This window comes from Spiribacter aquaticus (assembly GCF_007625215.1).
Lineage (GTDB): Bacteria > Pseudomonadota > Gammaproteobacteria > Nitrococcales > Nitrococcaceae > Spiribacter > Spiribacter roseus.
This window is the reverse complement of record NZ_VMKP01000003.1, coordinates 396,853-417,383: the sequence shown is the minus strand read 5'-3', so window position 1 is coordinate 417,383 and position 20,531 is coordinate 396,853. Positions and strand designations below refer to the sequence as shown.

The following is a 20,531-nucleotide window of genomic DNA, read 5'->3' as shown; positions in this document are numbered from 1 at the left end:
CGGCAACTTCCGTGCAACAGGAGTCATTGAGTGGAATACCGCAAACTCGGCCATACCGACATCGAGGTGAGCGCCCTGTGTCTGGGGACCATGACCTATGGCAAGCAGAACACCCAGCAGGACGCCTCATCGCAACTCGACTACGCGGTCGAGCGCGGCATCAACTTCATTGATACCGCAGAGATGTATCCCGTTCCCCCCGAAACCGAAACCCAGGGCGACACCGAGACCATGATCGGGCGCTGGCTGACCAAAAGGGGCCGGCGGGACGACCTGGTCATCGCCACGAAGATCTCCGGGCCGGGACTCAGCACGGTGCGCAATGGCAAGGGCGACTACAGCGCGGAGCAGCTGCGCACGGCGGTTGACGAGTCACTGCAGCGCCTGGGCACCGATGTCATCGACCTCTACCAGCTGCACTGGCCGGCGCGGAACAGCAACTTCTTTGGCAAACTTGGATTCACTCCGCGGGGCGACGAACCCGATCCCGTGGACGGGATGCTCGAGGTCCTCGAGACCCTGCAGTCGCTGGTCACCGCCGGCAAAATCCGTCATGTGGGGCTCTCCAACGAATCGGCCTGGGGCACCATGAAATTCCTGGAACTGGCCGAGCGCCATGGCCTGCCGCGCATGGTCAGCGTGCAGAACCCCTATAACCTGCTCAACCGCAGCTACGAGGTGGGCCTGGCCGAGGTCTCGCACCGGGAACAGGTCGGCCTGCTGCCCTACTCGCCCCTCGCGTTCGGGGTGCTCAGTGGCAAATACCTCGGCGACGGTCAGCCCGAGAATGCCCGGCTGACGCTGTTCGACCGGTTCACGCGCTACACCAAGGCACCCGGCGTGCGCGCCACCGAGGCCTACGTACAGCTCGCCCGCGAGCATGGTCTCGACCCGGCGCAGATGGCGCTTGCATGGGTGACGGGCCGACCGTTCGTGACCAGCAACATCATCGGTGCCACCACGATCGAGCAGCTCGAGAACGATATCGACAGCGCCGAAGTCAATCTGAGCGATGAGGTCCTCGACGCCATCGAAGCCATTCATGCCGACGCGCCCAACCCCTGCCCCTAGCGCGCTGCCGGCCGGGCGGCGGGTCAGGCTCGCGGGCATACTGCTCAGCGGCCTGATGGCCCTGCTCGGCCCGGTCACCGCTACGGCGGCTCATGCCCCGGACAGCGATGGCGGCCATGCCAGTGTCAATGCCGGCGATGTCACCGTGGGCATCCTCGCCCCCCGCGGCGAGGCCCATACCCTCGCGCAGTGGCAGACCACCCTTGACGCCCTTGACGATGCCATCCCGCGGATCACCCTCACCGCCCGTGCGATGACACTCGATGGCATCGCCGCGGCCGTGGCGCAGGGCGAGGTGGATTTTGTCCTGACCAATCCCGGGCAGTTCGTGCTGCTCGGCACGCCCTATGCGCTGAGCTGGCTGGCGACGCTGCGCTCCAACCCCGCCAATTCGGCCCGTGCAGCGCTTGGCTCGGTCCTGTGGGTGCGGGCGGAGTCCCCCTACCGCCGCGCCGAGCAGCTGACCGGGCAGCGCATCGTGGCCGTTCACGAGCGCGCCTTTGGCGGCTATCTGCTGATGCGGCCCGAACTGCAGGCCGCCGGCGTGGACAGCGACGAGATTGCGGTGGACTTCCTGGGCTATCCGGTGGATGCGCTAATCTATCAGCTTCGTGACGGACAGGCCGAGGCGGCCATCATGCCCGTGTGCATGCTCGAGCGGATGGTGAGTGAGGGACTCGTCAGGCGCGATGACTTTCGTGCCCTTGCGACGGACGATCCCCTCGGCGGGTGCGTATCGAGTACGCCCGCCTATCCCGACTGGACATTTGCCGCCCTGCCGCATGTCAGCGAGGCGCTGACCGGCGATATGGCCCGCCGCCTGCTCGCGATGGACGGTGAGGATACCGCGCGCTGGGGCGCGCCCGTCTCGGCCGCCCGGGTGGCGACACTCTTCGATGATCTGGCGCTCCACCCGCTGGGCGAGCCCCTGTCCACGCGGCTGATGGACGCCCTGCAGCGCTACTGGCATTACAGCGTGGCGGCCCTCGTGCTGCTCGCGATGGCGCTGATGTACCACGCATGGCTGCAGCGCAAGGCCCGCCGCCACGGGCGGGCCCTCGAGGCGACGCAGCTGGCGCTGCGCGAGCGCGAACGGGAACTGGCCGATGCCCAGAGCCTGAACGTGTCCGGCGAGCTGGCCACCACCCTTGCCCACGAACTCAACCAGCCGCTTGCCGCCATCCGTCACTATGCCGAGGGCAGTGTCCTGCGCCTGCAGCGCGAAGCGCCCGACAGCCCCCTTCTCGAGCCGCTGTCACGCATCGGCCATGAGGCCAATCGCGGCGCCGGCATCATCGACCAGGCCCGGCAATGGATCCGGCGCGACGCCCCGGCTCCGGAGCGCCTGCCTTTGCATGGCCTGCTCGACCATGTCCGGGCACTGGCCCAGCCGCGGCTGAAACGGCTGAATGTCGCCCTCGATCGCTCCATCCAGCCCGATGACCTGGCTGTGCTCGGCAATCGTCTGGCCATGGAGCAGGTCCTTGGCAACCTCATCGGCAATAGCCTCGACGCCTTCGAGGCCGCTGACCGATGCGGCTGGATCCACATCGATGCGCGTCGCGCCGCAGACCCCGGCCAGGTGACGCTGACGATCCGTGACAACGCCGGGGGCTTCAGCCCCGAGCGACTGGCGCGACCGTTCATGCCCCTCGACACCACCCGCGCCCAGGGCATGGGGTTGGGGCTGGTGATCACCCGCCGCCTGCTGCAGCGCCAGGGTGGCGACATCAGCGTCGGCAACCATGCCCGGGGCGGCGCGGAGATCACCGTGCGCATCCCAAGCGCGGAGGCATCGCAATGAGCGATACGCTGGCCGTCCATCTGGTCGATGACGATGCCGGGGTGGCCGAAGCCTGCCGTTATCTTCTCGAGGGCCTGGGGCTCGCGGTCATTGACTGGCGCAGTGGTGAGGACTTTCTGGCCGGCGCCAATCTCGACGAACCCGCTGCCGTACTGCTCGACATGCGCTTGCCGGGCATCGATGGCAGGGCCGTCCACGAGCAGCTGCAGGCCGCCGACGCCTGCCTCGGCGTCATCATCCTCACCGGTCATGGCGATATCGACATGGCGGTCGAATCGATGAAACGCGGCGCCGTGGACTTTCTGCAGAAACCGGTTGCTGCCAGGGCCATGGAACGCGCCCTGGACTCGGCTTTCGCCCGTGCCCGCCAGTGCGCCGGCGATCGGCGGATCCGTCACCTCGCCGCGACCCTCAGTGAGCGGGAACGCGAGATCGCCCGCTGGGTCAGCGAGGGCCTGACCAACCGGGAAATCGCCGAGGCGCTGCATATCGCGGTCCGCACCGTCGAGGTCCACCGCTCACGGGTGGTCGAGAAAATGGGCGCAGCCAACAGTGCTGAACTGGCCGCGATTTGGCAGCGCCTCGAAGCCTGACTGCGGCTAGAAGAACTGCACCAGTCGCACCTGCACCGCGGAATCCAGTGACAGGGCGCTGCGATCGCTGACAACCCGTTTAAGGCTGACATTGATCCGCGTCTGGCGCGTGAGGGCGAAAAGCCCCCAGAGGCCGTATCGGTCGCGATTGATCGACGGCCTCCAGTCGCCACCGTCAACGCGGGATGCGGCGCCCCGGTCGATGTAATAGCTCGCGGCCAGGGTCACCGCCGGATGGCCACGCCAGGCGAGCGACGTCTGATAGCTGTGATAGGGCTTGACCTCGAGCGTCGCCGGACGCGCTGGGACCAGTCCCTCGGACCCTATCGTCACGCGATCGCCGATGTAGTCATCATTGTCGCCGAAGGCCATTACATCAGCCGCCACGCTCCATTCGAATCCTACTGGCAGACGCTGATGAAAGCCGGCCTGCAGGATCCCGGCGTAACGATTACTGCCCGGGTTGAGGTTGGCCCCCAGTGTGCGATCCACCTTGTACTCGCCGGTCGGGGCAATAAGATACCCGGCAACACCCAGAAAGCGGCCGGCGACCCGATCAGCCAGCGGCCATACCGCCAGGGCCAGCGCGGCATCGCCGACACCGTGACCGCCGTCAAGATCGAACTGCGAGGCGGCCTCGCCACTCAGGTCATAGTCGACAAAAGGGATCTCGCCGTACACATAGGCCGGTCGATCCCCCAGCGCAAAGGCCTGACCGAGGCGAAGATTGGCGCTGCGTCGATCGACGGTGGCATCGACACTCATACCCGCGCCGACATCCAGGCGCCCGGACAATGACCGTTCCGAGACCTCAAGGCTCAGGCCGGTCACGCCCGCCGGCGGCGCGATGCCACTGAGTGGTCCCAGATCCAGAGCGTCCACGCGACCCGCCTGGACCCCGAGGCCCGCGATCAACACCAAGCCAATGAGCCATACCCGCCACCGCCCGGTGACGCCCGATGCCTGTCCTGCCAACGTCGACATACCGCTTCCCGTCATTGCTTTATGAATGACAGGATTCGTCGCAATCAGCAAGTTTTGGTCGGCTAGACGACCGCTGCCGCAGCGGCGTTCGGCGTGCCCGAAAAATGATCCATGATGTGCTCCGCGAGCGCCTCCACGGCGGCCCCGCGGGCGGGCATGCGCAGCATCAGCACTTCGTAGTCACCCAGTGGCGAGAGCCCCGCTTCGTCTTCCTCGATGACGCGCAGCGGGGCATGCACCAACCCCCTCGGGAGCGGGGTAATGGCGATGTCCTGGCCAGTCGCCGCCTCCTGGGCGGCCGTGTGCTCGCAGGTGTAGGCAATGCGGTAGCGATGCCCACTGCGGGTGAGCGACTCCAGCGCCATGCGGCGCCACGGGCAACCGCGGTCCGCCACGGCAATCGGCAGCGGCGTGCGCTGCAGGGCCACGCCCCCCTCACGCCCGGCCCAGACCAGTGGCTCGCGATAGATCGGTTCGGCCAGTCGATGCGGCCGGTTGCCCGCCTCGGCCACCAGCAAGGCGATATCAAGTTCGCCGATATCCAAGCGGCGCATCAGATCCGGACTCCGGCCCACGCGCACATTGACCTGCACCGCCGGGTAGCTGCGGCTGAACAGTGACAGGATGCCCGGCAGGACCCGTGTCCCCAGGTCATCCGGCGCCCCCAGCCGAACCGTTCCGCCCACCTGGGGGGACAGGAACTGACCGACCGCCTCGTCATTGATCTCCAGCAGCTGGCGGGCATACCCGAGCATCGTCTCGCCCTCCGGCGTCAGATGGACCTGACGCGGCTCACGCACGAACAGCGCGCGTCCAAGCATCTCTTCAAGGCGCTTGATCTGCATGCTCACCGCCGAGGGCGTGCGGTGGATCTGCTGCGCGGCCCGGGAAAAGCTCCCGGTCTCCGAGATGGCCAGAAAGGTCCGGAGGATTTCCATATCCAGAAGCGGCAGGCCCTGGGGTGAGTTGGGTGACGTCGGTGTCGACATCCTGATCTCCCATCCGCTGTTTTGCATCAGTTTATTTGAACCCAGAGTTTATTCTTATTCGTTTGCCTGAACAAATATCTCGGGGGACACTGTGTCCACTGAGGCGACATCCTTGACTGCCATGGCGGTCAATCAACCCGACGGAGGACACCGATGATGTTCAATAGCAACAATCGACACGACCATTCCATCAACCTCCGTGAACAGGTTGAGGGACACAACACGGGGATCGTCATGCCGGCCATGCCGCCGATGCGTCTGTCCCGGGCCATCGGCCAGTGGCTGCGGGGCCGTCGGCGTCATGCCGCCGCCGATCCGTCCCGGCTGGACAACCACCTCAAGGCCGATATCGGGATCAGCGCCACCGGCAGGCGCCCGCTGGGCGAGGTCGAGCTCACGCGGATCTACTCCCAGCCGCTGGGCCAGATCCGGCTGAGCCGGCAGGGCGGCGCGCCCGCCGAGGCCCATGCGCTCCGTCGACGGGCGCAGGACACGCGTCACTAAGACGCCCCCGATCGTCGACAAAACGACCGCCGGTGTCGCAGGGCATCGGCGGTCGACTTGTGTCGGGCGCCCGGATCTTCGAGCATTGACGGCATGACACTGAAGCTCCTCGCCGTGGGTGACCTGCATCTGGGCCGCCGCCCGACGCGCCTGCCCGCCGATCTCGCCGCTCGGGCCGATGACTATTCACCGGCCGAGGCCTGGCGCCGCAGCGTCGACCTGGCGATCCGCGAGGGCGCCGAAGCCGTCCTGCTCGCCGGGGACGTGGTTGAGTCGCGGCATGACTATTTCGAGGCGCTGCCCCGTCTCCAGACCGGTGTGGCGGCGCTGTCCCGGGCCGGCATCCAGACCTTCGCGGTCAGCGGCAATCACGACGTCAATATCCTGCCGCCGCTGATTGACCGCGTCCCCGATGCACACCTGCTGGGCCGGAATGGCCAATGGGAGTCGGTGCAGCTGGGTGATCCGGGCCACGGCGACTCCGCCACTCTCTGGGGCTGGTCCTTCCCCGCCGAGCGCGTCCGTCACAACCCCCTGACCCAGCTGCCGGATGACCGGGGGACCGGACTGCGCCTGGGCCTGCTGCACTGTGACCGCGATCAGGCGGACAGCCCCTACGCACCGGTCACCGGCGCGACCCTGCGCGATGCGCGCTTTGATGCCTGGCTGCTCGGTCATATCCATCAGCCCGACGGGCTCGATGTCGACAACGCCAGCGGCTACCTGGGGACGGTGGTGGGTCTGGACGCCGGTGAACCGGGTGCGCGCGGGCCGTGGCTGATCGAGGTTGCCGACGGCCATATACAGCGTTTCGAGCAACGTCCGCTGGCTCCGCTTCGCTGGGAGCGTATCGACATCGACATTGGCGGCGCGGCCGGCGAGGCCGATGTCGTTCAGCGACTCGACGCGCGGCTTGAAGGGCTGGCCCGTGCGCTCGACAGGGCCGATGATCGCCCGGATCTGATCGGGTTACGGCTGCGTTTCACCGGCGACTGCGATCTCGTCGAGACCGATATCACCCCCGCCGTCCCACAGACCGATCACAGCATGGAGCTGCCGGGCCTGGACGGCACCATCCGGTGGTTCGTCGAATCCTGGCGGATCGACACCCGGCCGGTCACACCGCTCAGCCGCCTCGCGGAGCGCGATGACCAGCCCGGCCTGCTGGCGAGACGCCTGTTGGTGCTCGAGCGCGACGCCACCGACGCCGACCGGGCCGCCCTGCTTGAAGCCGCCGACCGGCACCTGCAGAGCATGCCGGGTCATGCGGGCTGGAGTCAGCTGCCCGGGCCATGGCCCGACCGGCAGAGGCTTGCCGACTGGCTGCGTGAAAGCGGTCAGAACGCCCTCCGCGCCATGCTCGCTCAGGAGCGTGACTGATGCGGCTGACCCGGCTGGATATTGAGCAGCTCCCGGGCGTCGATCCGATCCGGATCACCGATCTGGCCCCCGGCACCAACTTTATCCTTGGGCCGAACGCCATCGGCAAGAGCAGCCTGATCCGTGCGCTGCACTACCTGCTCGCGGAGGCCCGCCGGACCGATCCGCCTGCCCTCAGGCTGCGGGCCGCGTTTGTTGATGCCACTCATCACTGGAGCGTCGAGCGCGATGGGCCCAACCAGCGCTGGTTCTGCGACGGCGAGGCAGGCGAGCCGCCGCGCCTGCCCGCCGCCGACGCCCTGGGCAGCTACTGGTTGCGCGCCGAAACCCTGATCGCACCCGACGAGGACGACGACCTGGCCCTCGAGCAGCGCTTTCGGGCCGCCCTCGCCGGGGGCATCGATCTGGCTCAGGTGCGGCGCGAGGCCAATCTGCAGGTCCCGGGGTTTCCCAAGAACCAGCGTCGCGACTGGCAGGCGGCGATCAAGCACCGCGAAGCGACGGAATCCCACTACCGCCAGCTCGAGCAGCAGCGCCACGGCCGGGCGGAGCGGGTCGAGCGCCTCGCCGCCGCCCGCGAGGCTCAGGCAACCCTCGAGCGCTTCGGCCAGTGCCAGCAGCTCCGGGAAGCGGTGGATCAACGGCGGGCGCTGGAGAGCCACCAGGCCGGTTTTCCGCCGGTCCTCCAGGCACTGACGGGCGACGAGGGAGCGGCGGTGGATGGCTATGATCAGGCCATCGCCGCCCGCCACGAGCAGCTGCGCGATATCGAGCGTCGGCGCCGCGATCAGGATGCCGCCCTGGCGGCCACGGGGCTCGCGGAATCACGGCCCGAGCGGGCGCTCATCAGTGACGCCCGCCACCGGCTGGAGGGCCTGCGAACGGCGGAACAGGACCGGCGCCACGCGGCCGAAAACCAGGCGGTGGCGGCGGCCACGTTAACCCATGCCTGTGAGGCACTGGGTGCCCCGGTGGATTCACCCCCCGCGCTCGCCCCTGCATCCGTCGATGCCATCGGCGAGGCGTTGCGCCGCTATCATGATGCCCGCAACCGGGAGGATCATGACGAATCCCCCGGGCAGAGCGCGCGACGGGGGACGCGGGGATTATTCGCGGTTGCCATTCTCAGCGCCCTGATGGTTGCCGTCGCCGGGGCGCTGGCTGCGGCACCGATCCCTCTGATCGGCGGGTTTCTTGCCGCCGCGGCGGCGGCCGCCGCCGGATGGCAGTCACGCCCTGAGCCCGCCGCGCGCGACACGGCCCGTGCCGAGGCAACGGCGCAGGCCCGCAGCGCCCTGGAAACCGCCCTGGCCGATGCCGGGCTCGAGGGCCTCGATTATCGGGATCTGGGGCTTGCACGGTTCCTCGACCTGGTACGCGACTGTCACCGCGCCCGCGGTGAGCACGAGCGCGAGTCGGCCCGCGTGGCCGAACGGGAACAGCGGGTCGTCAGCCAACAGGCCTCGCTCCAGCGCCTGCTCGCGCCGTGGGTCGCCGAGCCCGGGGATGACGCCGAGGCCGTGCATAGCACACTGGAGAGCCTCGACGGGCGTCTCGATCGGGCCCGCGAATGCCAGCGCAGCCTCGATGAGCTGGCGCGCGAGCAGGAGCGGCTGCAGAGCGAGCTGGACGAACGCCTAACAGCCCGGGCTGAGATCTATCGGCGCGCGGACGTCGAAGTGGGTGACCGTGCCGGACTGGCGGCGCGGCTCGAGGCCCATGAACGCTACATACAGACCCGCCGGGACCTGGATCAGGCGCAGTTGCTGGAGCAGCAGCTGCGGACGCCCCTCGAAGCCTGGCCCGAGCTCATCGAGTGGACCCTGAACGCCGAGGCCGAGACCATCGCCAGCGCCATCGAGCAGCGTCGCGAGACGGCGGCCCAACTCGAAACCCTGAGCCGCGAGATCGCCGATCTGGATGCCAGCCTCGAGCAGGCCGGCAGTGACAGCGCCCTCGCCCGCGCCCTCGCCGATGAACAGGCCCTGGCGGATGCCCTGCAGCGCCAACGCGACCATTACCTGCAGACCCAGCTCGGCGACTGGCTGCTGCGCGACATCGAGGCCGACTACCGCAAACGCCACGAGCCGGGACTGCTGCGCGATGCCCGCGAGCGATTCGAGGCGTTCACCCATCACCAGTGGTCATTCGAGCTGGACAGTCACTATCAGGCAATGGCCCGGGATCTGCGCAACGATCGCCGCCACCCGCTGACCGCCCTTTCCTCGGGGACCCGAATGCAGCTGCTGCTGGCGGCAAGGGTGGCCTGGGCCCGCGACCAGGAGGGCGGCGGCCCCACCCTGCCTCTGGTGCTCGACGAGGCACTGACCCATACCGACGCGCGGCGCTTCGCCGCCGTGGCCGACAACCTCGAATCCATGGCCCGGGAGGAGGACCGCCAGATCCTCTATCTGACCGCGCGTGCCGATGACCTGGCCCTGTGGGAGGCGAGCGTCGAGCCGGCATCGCATCGCATCGATCTGGGGGCCCTGCGCCAGGCGACTGACCGCGCCCCGACGGCGCTGCCCACGGTCGACCTCCCCCAGGTACCGGCCCCCGAGGGCCAAAGCGCGGAGGCCTACGGTGAGCGGATCGCCGTCCCGGCGGTGGACCCGCTTGCCGATGCCGGGGCGATCCATATCTTTCACCTGCTGCGCGACGACCTCGATGGCCTGCACACACTGATGGAGCGCTGGCAGCTTGCCACCCTGGGGCCGCTGGCCACCTGGCTTGCAACCCCCGCCGGCGCGCAGGCCAGCCAGACCATCGCCGCGGGCCCCAGCCTGGGCGAGCGGATCAGCATTGCCCGGGCCTGGCATTCCCTGGCCCGGGAAGGGCGGTCTTTTCCCGTGGATGGAGCGGCCATCGAGGCGTCAGACGTTTTCAGCGACACCATGCAACAGCGGGTCACCGATCAGGCGAACCAGCACAACGGCGATCCGGTCGCCCTGCTCGCGGCGCTCCGCGGTAAAGCCGTCAAGCGGCTGAGTCCGTCGCTGATCGAGGCCTTTGAGGAATGGCTGCAGGCCAACGGCTATCTCGACCCTCGCCCGCCACTGGATTCGGCGGGACTGACGCGGCGCCTGCTCGACGGGCTGGGGCATCAGGCCGACCCGCGGCGCATTCAGACGATCAGCGCATGGCTGGCTGCCGGCACGGACGGCCTCGTATGATACGGGGATGAATCAATCACCCCGCCACACCCCCATGATGCAGCAGTTCCTCCGGATCAAGGCGGAACACCCGGATATCCTCCTGTTCTACCGCATGGGCGACTTCTACGAGCTTTTCTATGAGGACGCCCGTCGCGCCTCGGAACTGCTGGACATCACCCTGACCCAGCGCGGTGAATCGGCCGGTGAGCCGATTCCCATGGCCGGCGTCCCAGTCCACAGCTACGAGGGTTATCTCGCCCGGCTACTCGCCCGGGGCGAGTCTGTAGCGATCTGCGAACAGATTGGTGACCCGGCGCTCGCCAAAGGACCCGTCGAGCGTCAGGTGGTGCGCGTGGTGACGCCCGGTACGGTCACCGACGAGGCGCTGCTGGAAGACCGGCGCAGCAACCTGCTGACGGCCATCGCCCGCGATGGCGACGACTGGGGTCTGGCAAGCCTGGAACTGGCAGCGGGTCGATATACCGTCAGCGAGGGCCACGGCGAGGCCGGACTGAGCGCGGAACTCGAACGGCTCGCGCCCCGCGAGGTCCTGATTGCCGAGTCCGCCGAGCCGCCGGTGGTGCCCGATCAGCCGGCCGGAGTCACCCGGCGCCCGCCCTGGCATTTCGAGCGCGAGGCCAGTGAACGCTTGCTGACCCGCCATTTTGCCACGCGCGACCTGAGCGGCTTCGGCGTGGATTCAATGCCTCTGGCGATCGCCGCGGCCGGGGCGCTTCTCCAGTACGTGTCCGACACCCAGCGCTCGGCACTGCCGCATATCCGCGAACTGCGCGTCGAACCCACCGATGCGGCCATCACCATTGATGCGGCCAGTCGCCGCAACCTCGAGCTTGAAACCAATCTGGGTGGCGGCAGCGATCACACCCTGGCGGCTGTGCTCGATACCACCGTCACCGCCATGGGCAGTCGCACCCTGCGGCGCTGGATCAATCGCCCACTGCGCGACCAGGCGGCGCTGCGGGCCCGGCAATCGGCCATCGCCGCGCTCATCCATCACGACCCCACCGACCTGCGCGAGACCCTGCGGCGGTGCGCCGATGTAGAGCGGATCAGTGCGCGGATCGGCATGGGATCCGCCCGGCCGCGGGATCTGACCGGCCTGCGCGACACCCTTGCCGAGCTGCCCGAGCTGGCCGCGGTGCTCGATTGTCATGACGAGCCACGCCTGATGACGCTGGCCCGCGATGCCGCCCCGCAACCGGGGCCCGCCGACGCCCTGGATCGCGCCCTTGTCGCCCAGCCGCCGGTCGTGATCCGGGACGGCGGCGTGATCGCCGATGGCTATGACGCGACGCTCGATGAACTCCGCGACCTGTCGCGCAACGCCGATGACTACCTCGCCGACCTCGAGACCCGCGAGCGTGATGCCACCGGCCTGAGTTCGCTGAAAGTCAGTTTCAACCGGGTCCATGGCTACTACATCGAGATCAGTCGCAGCCAGAGCGATCAGGCACCCAGCCGATATACCCGGCGCCAGACCCTCAAGAGCACCGAGCGCTACATCACCCCTGAGCTCAAGGGCTTCGAAGACAAGGTGCTCTCGGCGCGTGAGCGGGCACTGGCGCGGGAGAAGGCGCTCTATGAATCATTGGTTCAGTGGCTGGGCTCACACCTGGCTGGCCTCATGGACCTGGCGGCGGCACTGGCGGAACTCGACACCCTGGCCACGCTGGCCGAGCGCGCCGACAGCCTCGGCTATGTCCAGCCCCGGCTTGGTGAGACCCCCGGGATCCGCCTGCGGGGCGGCCGCCATCCGGTCGTGGAGCGCAGCACCGGGCAACCCTTCATCCCCAACGACATCGACCTCGATGATCAACGGCGGATGCTGGTGATTACCGGGCCCAACATGGGCGGAAAGTCCACCTACATGCGCCAGGTCGCGCTGATCACCCTGATGGCGCATATCGGCAGCTTCGTCCCGGCGACCGAGGCCGCATTCGGGCCCATCGACCGGATCTTCACCCGCATCGGCGCCTCGGACGATCTGGCCGGCGGCCGCTCGACATTCATGGTCGAAATGACCGAGACCGCCAACATTCTGCGCAATGCCACCCGTGAGAGCCTGGTCCTGCTCGATGAGATCGGCCGTGGCACCAGCACCTTCGACGGTCTGGCCCTGGCCTGGGCGACTGCCGAAGCGCTCTGCGAGCGGATCCGGGCCTTCAGCCTGTTCGCCACCCATTATTTCGAGATGACCACCCTGCCCGAACACTCGCCCGGCGCGGCGAATGTGCATCTTGAGGCGGTGGAACACGGTGAGCGGATCGTGTTTCTGCATAGCGTGCGGGAAGGGCCGGCCAATCAGAGCTACGGCCTGCAGGTGGCGGCGCTCGCCGGCGTGCCCGATGCGGTCCTGCAGACGGCCCGGGACAAGCTGACACGGCTCGAGGCCAGTGAACCGGCGGTCCCGCAGCTCTCGCTGTTCGGTGAAACATCCGGGTCGCCGGTCCCGCCCCCGGATCCCGACCCGCCGGCGAGCGCCGTGCGGGCCCGGCTTGAGGCGCTGAACCCCGACGACCTGACACCGCGCCAGGCCCACGATCTGCTCTACGAGCTGCGCGAACAGATCGAGGCGAACGAATCCGCCCCCACCCAACCCCGGCGCCCGTAGGTTGATGCCACCCGGTGGTGGCCCTAGCATCCGGGGGCATCGATTGATCACCGACCGGAGAGAACCATGACGTACGTCGTCACCGATAACTGCATCAAATGCAAATACACCGACTGCGTGGAAGTCTGCCCGGTGGACTGCTTCCACGAGGGCCCCAACTTTCTCGCCATCGACCCTGATGAGTGCATCGACTGCACCCTCTGCGAGCCCGAATGCCCGGCCGAGGCGATCTATTCAGAGGACGACCTGCCGAACGAGATGGTGCATTTTCTGGATCTGAATGCCGATCTGGCGCAGAAGTGGCCGGTGATCACCGAAATGAAGGAAGCGCCGGCGGATGCCGAGCAATGGGACGGCGTTCCCAATAAGCTCGAGCACCTCGAGCGCTAGCTAGCCGCGCGGATGGTGCGCCGCATGCAGGGCCTGTAACCGGGCCTGGGCCACGTGGGTGTAGATCTGCGTGGTCGACAGGTCGCTATGGCCGAGCAGCAGCTGCACCGCCCGCAGGTCGGCGCCATGATTGAGCAGATGGGTGGCGAACGAATGGCGGAGCGTATGCGGTGACAGCGGTTGGTGAATGCCCGCCGTGCGGGCATGATCGCGCACCCGGTACCAGAAAGCCTGACGGGTCATCCCTTGACCCCGTTGGGTGACGAACACGGATGACGCGCCCGCGGCCCGGGTGACCGCCGCACGGCCATCCGCCAGATACTGTTCAAGGGCGGCCAGTGCCGTCTCACCCAGGGGCACCAGGCGCTCCCGGCCGCCCTTACCCGTCACCCGGACCACACCCTGCCGGCGATTGACCTGATCGAGTCGCAGCCCGACCAGTTCCGAGACCCGCAACCCGGTGGCGTACAACAGCTCGAGCATGGCCCGATCGCGCAGCCCGAGGAACGAATCGGTGTCGGGCGCCTCCAGCAGGCGGTCCACCTCCGCCTCGGTGAGGGATGTCGGCAGCGGCCGGCCCGAACGCGGCGCTTCCACCCGCGCGGTGGGATCATGCTCAATCATCCCCTGCCGGAGCTGGAAGCGGTAGAAGCGCCGCAGGGCCGAGAGCAGCCGGGCGCTGCTGCGCCGGCTGGCCCCGCCCGCCACGCGGGCCGCGAGGTAGCGCATGACCTCCGCCCGCCCGACATCCAGCAGCGCCGGGGCGCCGGATTCATCCAGCCAGCGGGCAAACGCCAGCAGATCGCTGCGATAGGCCGTCAGGGTATTGCCGGCCAGCCCCCGCTCCATCCACAGGCCGTCGAGGAAAGACTCGACGATAGCAGCCTGGGCCTCGGCCCGCGCCGGCTCAGCCATTGGCCCCCGCCGGCGCCGCGTCGCTGCCGGGGTTCACGCTGAACGGCGCGCCACCGGTCTGCAGCCCACCGGGGCCGAGGGCTTTCATCATCTCCATGGGCACCGGGAAGACAATGGTCGAGGCGTTGTCCACCGAGATATCGCTCAGTGTCTGCAGATAACGCAGCTGGATGGCCTGCGGATTCTCCGCCAGCACATTCGCGGCATCCAGCAACTGCTGCGAGGCCTGGTACTCACCCTCGGCATGAATCACCTTGGCACGCCGATTGCGCTCCGCCTCGGCCTGCCGGGCAATCGCCCGAATCATGGACTCATCAAGATCGACATGCTTGATCTCGACATTCGCCACCTTGATGCCCCAGGCATTGGTCTGGTCATCGAGGATCTCTTGGATGTCGGAGTTGAGCTTGTCGCGCTCCGAGAGCATCTCGTCGAGATCGTGCTTGCCAAGCACCGAGCGCAGCGTCGTCTGCGCGAGCTGGCTGGTCGCGGCGTTGAAATCCTCGACATGAATGACCGCCCGCTCGGGATCCATGACGCGGTAGTAGAGCACCGCGTTCACCTTGACGGTGACGTTGTCCTTGGAAATGACGTCCTGGGAGGGGACATCGAGCGTGATCACCCGCAGATCCACCTTGACCGCCTGCTGGATGATGGGAATGACCAGCCGCAGGCCGGGCCCTTTCACGCGCCAGAAGCGCCCGAGCAGAAACACCACCGCGCGTTCGTATTCGCGGAACACACGAAACGATGCCACCACGATCAGCAGGATCGCAGCGGCGACAATCAAACCTGGAATCAACATAATATCCCCTTATCGGTATGTCTCCATTCTAGGACAGAAAAGGCCGCGAGCGGGTTCGTTCCCGTCGCGGCCAAGCCATCAAGGGGAGGGAATCAGGGATCAGCGCCAGCCGGCCCGGTCCATCAGTCGCACCGCGTCGGCGTTGTAGTCACCCAGCACGCTCATGCTGACATCGTCAAAGGCGACGTCGGTGTAGGGCTGAAGTGCCTCGACCGGCTCAACACCCTCGACCGCGGGAAACTCGTTGTTGCCAGCGGAAAACAGCTTCTGAGCCTCGTCCGAGGCGAGAAACTCGAGGAACTGACGGGCCGCCTCGGGATTCGGGGCGCCCTCGACCATGCCCGCGCCGCCAATGTTGCGATGCGTGCCCCGGCCATCCTGGTTGGGGAAGATCAGCCCGGCACGCTCGGCGACGGCCTGATCGGCCTCGTTGTCGGACAGCGCGAGGCGGATCCAGTAGTAGTGGTTACCCACCGCCAGGCCACACTCGCCGGCGGCGACCCCACGGATCTGGTCGGTGTCGCCGCCCTGCGGCGGACGCGCCATGTTGTCGACCAGTCCCTCGGCCCAGGCTTCGGTGGCCTCCGGCCCGTTGGCGGCGATCAGCGAGGCCACCAGCGACTGGTTATAGTCATTGTTCGAGGAGCGGATGCAGACCTCCCCCTCGAAACGCGGATCCGCGAGCTCCTCGTAGCGACTGAGCGGCGGCTCGTCATACTGCTCCTTGTCGTAGTAGACGATCCGCACCCGCTCGCTGAACCCGAACCAGAGGTTTTCCGGATCGCGCAGGGGCGCCGGGATGCGCTCGCTGAGCACTTCCGAGTCCACCGGCGCAAACAGCCCCGCCGCCTCGGCGCGCTGGAGCCGGGCGGCGTCCACGGTCATGAAGATGTCCGCCGGGCTCGCCGCCCCCTCGCGACGGATCCGCTCAATGAGCTGATCGGAATCACCCTCGAGCACATTCACTTCAACGCCGGTCTGCCGCTCGAACGCCTCGTAGAGCGCTTCATCCGAGTCGTAATGCCGGGCCGTGTAGAGGTTGAGGGTCTGGGCACTGGCGACGCTGACTCCCGCCGCCACGCCGACGCCGAGCATCCACGCGGTGTTTCGGATCTTCGTTGACATGCAAGTCTCCTGGTTTTGCGGGTTAAATGCGGATGCGAACCATTCGCAACTTGAAAGCGATTAAACCGAACCCATCGCCCCCCGTCAACCGCCAATGAGAATCGCTTGCAAAAACGCCGGGTGATGACCGAAACTCCCGGTATGAGCGCACAGCAGAACGATCTTGTCTCCCGGTTTCCCGCCGGTGGCGTCGCCGGCGTACAGGCCCCCTGCCCGACGCCGTCCGGCGAGGCCCTTCAGCTCGAGGGGATCAGTCATCAGTTCGATACGGTGACCGCGGCCGACGACATCAACCTGAGCGTCGAGCCTGAGGAACTGCTTTGCCTGCTCGGCCCATCGGGATGCGGCAAGACGACCCTGTTGCGGTTCGCCGCCGGGCTGGAGCGTCCCCAGGCCGGTCGGGTACGGATTGGCAACACGCTGATGTCCGACGCCAGTGACAGCACCTGGACCCCGCCGGAGCAGCGCCAGGTCGGTCTTGTCTTTCAGGACGCCGTGCTGTTCCCGCACCTGAGCGTTCTCGACAATGTGGGCTTCGGGTTGCCCAGAATGTCGGCGCGCGAGCGCGAGCAGCGTTCCCGCGCCCTGCTCGCCCAGCTGGGGCTCGCGCCCTTTGCGGAGAGCTTCCCGCATGTCTTGTCCGGCGGGCAGCAGCAGCGCGTCGCGCTGGCCCGCGCGCTGGCCCCATCGCCGCGGATCATGCTCCTCGACGAGCCGTTTTCGGGCCTTGATGCGCGTCTTCGTGACCGCATCCGCGACGACACGCTGCACCTGCTCAAGCGCAACGGCACCGCGACGCTGCTGGTCACCCATGACCCGGAGGAAGCCCTGTTCATGGCCGACCGGATCGCCGTCATGCGCGACGGCCGGATCGTCCAGCAGGGCACGCCGACCGAGATCTACTGCAACCCGCAGGATCCCTTCGTGGTGCGCTTCTTCGGGGATGTGAACGAGGTCCGCGGGGTGGTCACGGACGGTCAGGTCGCGACCCCGCTGGGCCCTGTGGATGCAGGCCACCTGGCGGAAGGCACCAATGCCCAGGTATTGATCCGCCCGGAGGCGCTCAGCGTCGAGAAACGCTCAGGCCCCATGGACCACAGCCACAGCCATGTCCTCATGTCGCGGCTGCTGGGCGGGGCCAGCTTCATTCACCTGTGTGTGCACCAGGGCAATGATGAATTCCACATGCATGCCCATATGCCCGGGGTTTTCCTGCCCCAGCGCGACGAGCCCATCGATATCCACCTCGACCCCAGTCAGACGTTCGTCTTTGCGGCCTGATCAGTGATCCGAGTCGGCCGATCCGGGCCGGGAATGCCGCATGGCGCGGCTGAGCAGAATCACCGGGACGATCCCCACCAGCACGATCGCCAGTGACGCCGTGGACGACTGACTGAGGCGTTCATCCGAGGCCAGCTCGTAGGAGCGCACCGCCAGTGTGGTGAAGTCGAAGGGCCGCAGAATGATGGTCGCCGGCAGCTCTTTCATAACGTCGACGAACACCAGGATCCCGGCGCCCAGCAGACTGCCGCGCATGATCGGCGCATGCACCCGGCGCAGGGTCCCGCCGGCGGTCTTGCCCAGAGTGCGCGACGCGGCATCCATGGTGGGCGTGACCTTGGTCAGACTGGCCTGGACCGCGTTGTAGGACACCGCCAGAAAGCGCACCAGATAGGCATACACCAGCGCCACGCCACTGCCGGTGAGCAGCAGACCGACATCCCAGCCGAACTCGCCGCGGAACAGCGCATAGAGCTGTTGATCCATCCAGCCCAGCGGGATGAGGATGCCCACGGCGATGACGGCGCCCGGCACGGCGTAGCCCATCGCGGAGACCCGCACCGCCGCCTCGGTGAGGGGCGAGGGCGCCAGCCGCACGCCGTAAGACAACAGCACCGCCAGGCCGACCGCGCCCAGTGCGGCCGCGGTGGCCAGGCTGACACTGTTGAAGATGTAGGGCAGAAACGCCCAGCCGAGCCGCCCATCACCGTTGGTCAGGCTCATTTCGAGCAGCAGCAGCGCCGGCAGGACAAAGCCCAGCACCACCGGCAGCCCGCAGCCCGCCACCGCCAGCCAGCGCCGCGCGCCCCGCAGCTCATACTGTGGCAGTTCGCGGTAGCGACTGGAGGTGTGAAAGTACTGTGCCTTGCCGCGCGAGATGCGCTCGATCAGCAGCAGCGCCAGCACGAACAGTAGCAGCACCCCCGCGAGCTGGGCCGCCGCGGTACGCTCGCCCAGCCCGAACCAGGTCCGGTAGATGCCGGTGGTGAAGGTATCGAGGGCGAAGAACTGCACGGCGCCGAACTCATTGAGCGTTTCCATCAGCGCAAGCGCGGCGCCCCCGGCGATGGCCGGCCGCGCCAGCGGAATGGCGATGGTGCTGAACAGCCGCCACGGCCCGCGCCCCAGCGTGCGGCCCACTTCGAGCACGCAGACGGACTGCTCGAGGAACGCCGCGCGCGTGAGCAGATAGACATAGGGATAGAGCACCAGGGACAGCAGGGCGATCGCGCCACCCAGCGAGCGCACCGGCGGAAACCAGTAGTCGCCCGCACTCCAGCCGAACAGGTCCCGCAGCAGGCTCTGCAGCGGCCCGGCAAACTGCAGGAAGTCGGTGTAGGCATAGGCGATGACGTAAGTCGGCACCGCCAGCGGCAGGAGCAGCGCCCACTCGAACAGGCGCTGGCCGGGGAACCGGCACATCACCACCAGCCATGCCGTACCGACTCCCAGCACCAGCACACCGACACCCACGCCCAGCACCAGACCCGCGGTGTTGAGCAGATAACGCGGCAGCACCGTGGTCGCCAGGTGCGCCCACACATCCGGCGCGGGCACGAACACATGCGCCAGCACCGTGAGCACCGGCAGCGAGACCAGCAGCGCGATCGTGAGCATCATGATCGTCCAGATGCTCATGCGCCGCGAGGCGAGAAGCAGGCGGGGGAAGAACGAGAGCGAACGCGCAGACGCTGCCACTGTTGGATACTCCAGGCGCAATCGTGGATCAGGACCTTATTAGTCCACAATGATAGCGGTCTCGGGCGGGTTTTTCAGCCCATCACGGCCGGGTCGGCGCTGACGCCCGTCAATGCCGGCGGTATGATGCCCCCATGACTTACGAACGCGACATCATCCGCCATATGGCGGGTTACGTGCCCGGCGAGCAGCCCACCGACCCGGGCGTCATCAAGCTCAACACCAACGAAAACCCGTGGCCGCCCTCGCCCCGGGTCATGGAGGCGCTGACAACGATCGGCGCCGAGGCCCTGCGCCGCTACCCCTCCCCCGGCGCGGCAGCGGTGATGAACGAGGCGGCGGCGCTGCATGGCGTGAACCGGAGCCAGCTGGTGGCCACCAACGGGGGCGACGAACTGCTGCGGCTTGCCATCACCACATTCGTCCCGCCCGGGCAGCCCATCGGCATCGCCGAGCCCAGCTATTCCCTCTACCCCGTGCTGGCCGCGATTCACGACAGCCCGGTGCACCGGGTGGCACTGGACAGCGACTGGGCGCCGCCGGCGGAATTTGCCGCCGAAATGAACCGTGCCGGCGTAGCCCTGACGCTGCTGGTCAATCCCCACGCCCCCAGTGGTCGGCTGCTTGCCGCGGATGTCATCAGCGCCCTCGCCGACGCGCTGCAGGGCGTGCTGCTGGTGGACGAGGCCTACGTGGACTTCGCCGACCCCGATCACGATGTCACCGCCCTGATCCACCGGCACGACAACCTGATGATTCTGCGGACGCTGTCAAAGGGCTATTCGTTGGCCGGTCTGCGGCTTGGCTATGGCATCGGCCCGGCTGGCCTGATCGAGCCGATCGCCACCAAGACCCGGGACAGCTACAGCGTCGATGCGGTGGCTGATCATCTGGGCGCCGCCGCGCTGGCGGATCAATCCAGCGCCCGGGCCAGCTGGGCGGCAGTGCGTGATGAACGCCAGCGCCTGACCGGGACCCTGCGCGAGGCAGGCTTCACGGTGCCCGACAGCCAGGCGAACTTCTGCCTGGCGCGGGTGCCCGAGGGCGCTGCGGCCGGCGCCGCGCAGCTGTACGCCGGGCTCAAGGACCAGGGCATCCTGGTGCGCCATTTCGACACCCCGCGGCTGCGCGATCACCTGCGCATCAGCGTCGGGACCCCGGCGCAGAACGATGCGCTGCTGACTGCGCTGCTCGCGATGCTCTAG

At 67.6% G+C, this 20,531-nt stretch carries 16 protein-coding genes; 10 read left to right on the top strand and 6 right to left on the bottom strand.

What is annotated here, in order from left to right; genetic code table 11:
- Nucleotides 1-30 precede the first annotated feature (30 nt).
- From FPL11_RS08480 to FPL11_RS08470, 3 genes are read left to right on the top strand one after another with little or no spacing between them, the layout of a single operon-like run.
- A complete protein-coding gene (locus tag FPL11_RS08480; protein WP_144348216.1) occupies nt 31-1,071 on the top strand; it encodes an NADP(H)-dependent aldo-keto reductase in 1,041 nt (346 codons plus the stop codon).
- Complete coding sequence (locus tag FPL11_RS08475; RefSeq protein WP_159308489.1) at nt 1,043-2,875, top strand: PhnD/SsuA/transferrin family substrate-binding protein; 1,833 nt, start codon at nt 1,043-1,045, stop codon at nt 2,873-2,875. The genes FPL11_RS08480 and FPL11_RS08475 overlap by 29 nt, the downstream gene beginning before the upstream one ends.
- Nucleotides 2,872-3,468: a response regulator gene (locus FPL11_RS08470; protein WP_144348214.1), complete on the top strand. Its 597-nt coding sequence runs from the start codon at nt 2,872-2,874 to the stop codon at nt 3,466-3,468. Before FPL11_RS08475 ends, FPL11_RS08470 begins: the two co-directional genes overlap by 4 nt.
- Nucleotides 3,469-3,474: 6 nt before the next feature.
- On the opposite strand, the gene FPL11_RS08465 is transcribed toward FPL11_RS08470, so the two are convergent.
- Both FPL11_RS08465 and FPL11_RS08460 read right to left on the bottom strand, forming a co-directional pair.
- Nucleotides 3,475-4,452: a transporter gene (locus FPL11_RS08465; RefSeq protein WP_144348213.1), complete on the bottom strand. Its 978-nt coding sequence runs from the start codon at nt 4,450-4,452 to the stop codon at nt 3,475-3,477.
- 62 nt (nt 4,453-4,514) lie between these two features.
- A complete protein-coding gene (locus FPL11_RS08460; RefSeq protein WP_144348212.1) occupies nt 4,515-5,441 on the bottom strand; it encodes a LysR substrate-binding domain-containing protein in 927 nt (308 codons plus the stop codon).
- 153 nt (nt 5,442-5,594) lie between these two features.
- Between FPL11_RS08460 and FPL11_RS08455 the strand changes: the two genes are divergently transcribed.
- From FPL11_RS08455 to fdxA, 5 genes are all read left to right on the top strand, one after another.
- Nucleotides 5,595-5,945 carry a hypothetical protein gene (locus FPL11_RS08455; protein ID WP_069133927.1) on the top strand — a complete coding sequence of 117 codons (351 nt, stop codon included), beginning with the start codon at nt 5,595-5,597 and terminating at the stop codon, nt 5,943-5,945.
- A gap of 93 nt (nt 5,946-6,038) precedes the next feature.
- Nucleotides 6,039-7,325 carry a metallophosphoesterase family protein gene (locus tag FPL11_RS08450; protein ID WP_144348211.1) on the top strand — a complete coding sequence of 429 codons (1,287 nt, stop codon included), beginning with the start codon at nt 6,039-6,041 and terminating at the stop codon, nt 7,323-7,325.
- On the top strand, nt 7,325-10,498 hold the full coding sequence (locus FPL11_RS08445; protein WP_144348210.1) for an ATP-binding protein: 3,174 nt from the start codon (nt 7,325-7,327) through the stop codon (nt 10,496-10,498). Before FPL11_RS08450 ends, FPL11_RS08445 begins: the two co-directional genes overlap by 1 nt.
- 7 nt (nt 10,499-10,505) lie before the next feature.
- A complete protein-coding gene (mutS, locus tag FPL11_RS08440) occupies nt 10,506-13,112 on the top strand; it encodes a DNA mismatch repair protein MutS (RefSeq protein WP_235013458.1) in 2,607 nt (868 codons plus the stop codon).
- Nucleotides 13,113-13,178: 66 nt separating this feature from the next.
- Nucleotides 13,179-13,502, top strand: a complete 324-nt coding sequence (gene fdxA / locus FPL11_RS08435) for a ferredoxin FdxA (RefSeq protein ID WP_069133923.1) — start codon at nt 13,179-13,181, stop codon at nt 13,500-13,502.
- On the opposite strand, the gene xerD is transcribed toward fdxA, so the two are convergent.
- The 3 genes from xerD to FPL11_RS08420 all read right to left on the bottom strand — a co-directional run bounded on the left by xerD (nt 13,503) and on the right by FPL11_RS08420 (nt 16,347).
- Entirely contained in the window at nt 13,503-14,417 is a 915-nt protein-coding gene (gene xerD, locus FPL11_RS08430) for a site-specific tyrosine recombinase XerD (RefSeq protein WP_144348209.1), read from the bottom strand.
- Nucleotides 14,410-15,222 carry a slipin family protein gene (locus FPL11_RS08425; RefSeq protein WP_110883009.1) on the bottom strand — a complete coding sequence of 271 codons (813 nt, stop codon included), beginning with the start codon at nt 15,220-15,222 and terminating at the stop codon, nt 14,410-14,412. The genes xerD and FPL11_RS08425 overlap by 8 nt, the downstream gene beginning before the upstream one ends.
- Nucleotides 15,223-15,321: 99 nt before the next feature.
- Nucleotides 15,322-16,347 (bottom strand): Fe(3+) ABC transporter substrate-binding protein, encoded by a 1,026-nt coding sequence (locus FPL11_RS08420; RefSeq protein WP_144348208.1) that lies wholly within the window; start codon nt 16,345-16,347, stop codon nt 15,322-15,324.
- Nucleotides 16,348-16,488: 141 nt separating this feature from the next.
- Here FPL11_RS08420 and FPL11_RS08415 point away from each other — a divergent pair, with 141 nt between their 5' ends.
- On the top strand, nt 16,489-17,628 hold the full coding sequence (locus tag FPL11_RS08415; protein ID WP_144348207.1) for an ABC transporter ATP-binding protein: 1,140 nt from the start codon (nt 16,489-16,491) through the stop codon (nt 17,626-17,628).
- Here FPL11_RS08415 and FPL11_RS08410 read toward each other — a convergent pair whose 3' ends face one another.
- Complete coding sequence (locus FPL11_RS08410; RefSeq protein WP_235013459.1) at nt 17,629-19,326, bottom strand: ABC transporter permease; 1,698 nt, start codon at nt 19,324-19,326, stop codon at nt 17,629-17,631.
- 134 nt (nt 19,327-19,460) lie between these two features.
- On the opposite strand from FPL11_RS08410, the gene hisC reads away from it, so the two are divergent.
- The gene (hisC, locus tag FPL11_RS08405) at nt 19,461-20,531 is read left to right on the top strand and encodes a histidinol-phosphate transaminase (RefSeq protein ID WP_144348206.1); all 1,071 of its coding nucleotides are present in this window, start codon (nt 19,461-19,463) and stop codon (nt 20,529-20,531) included.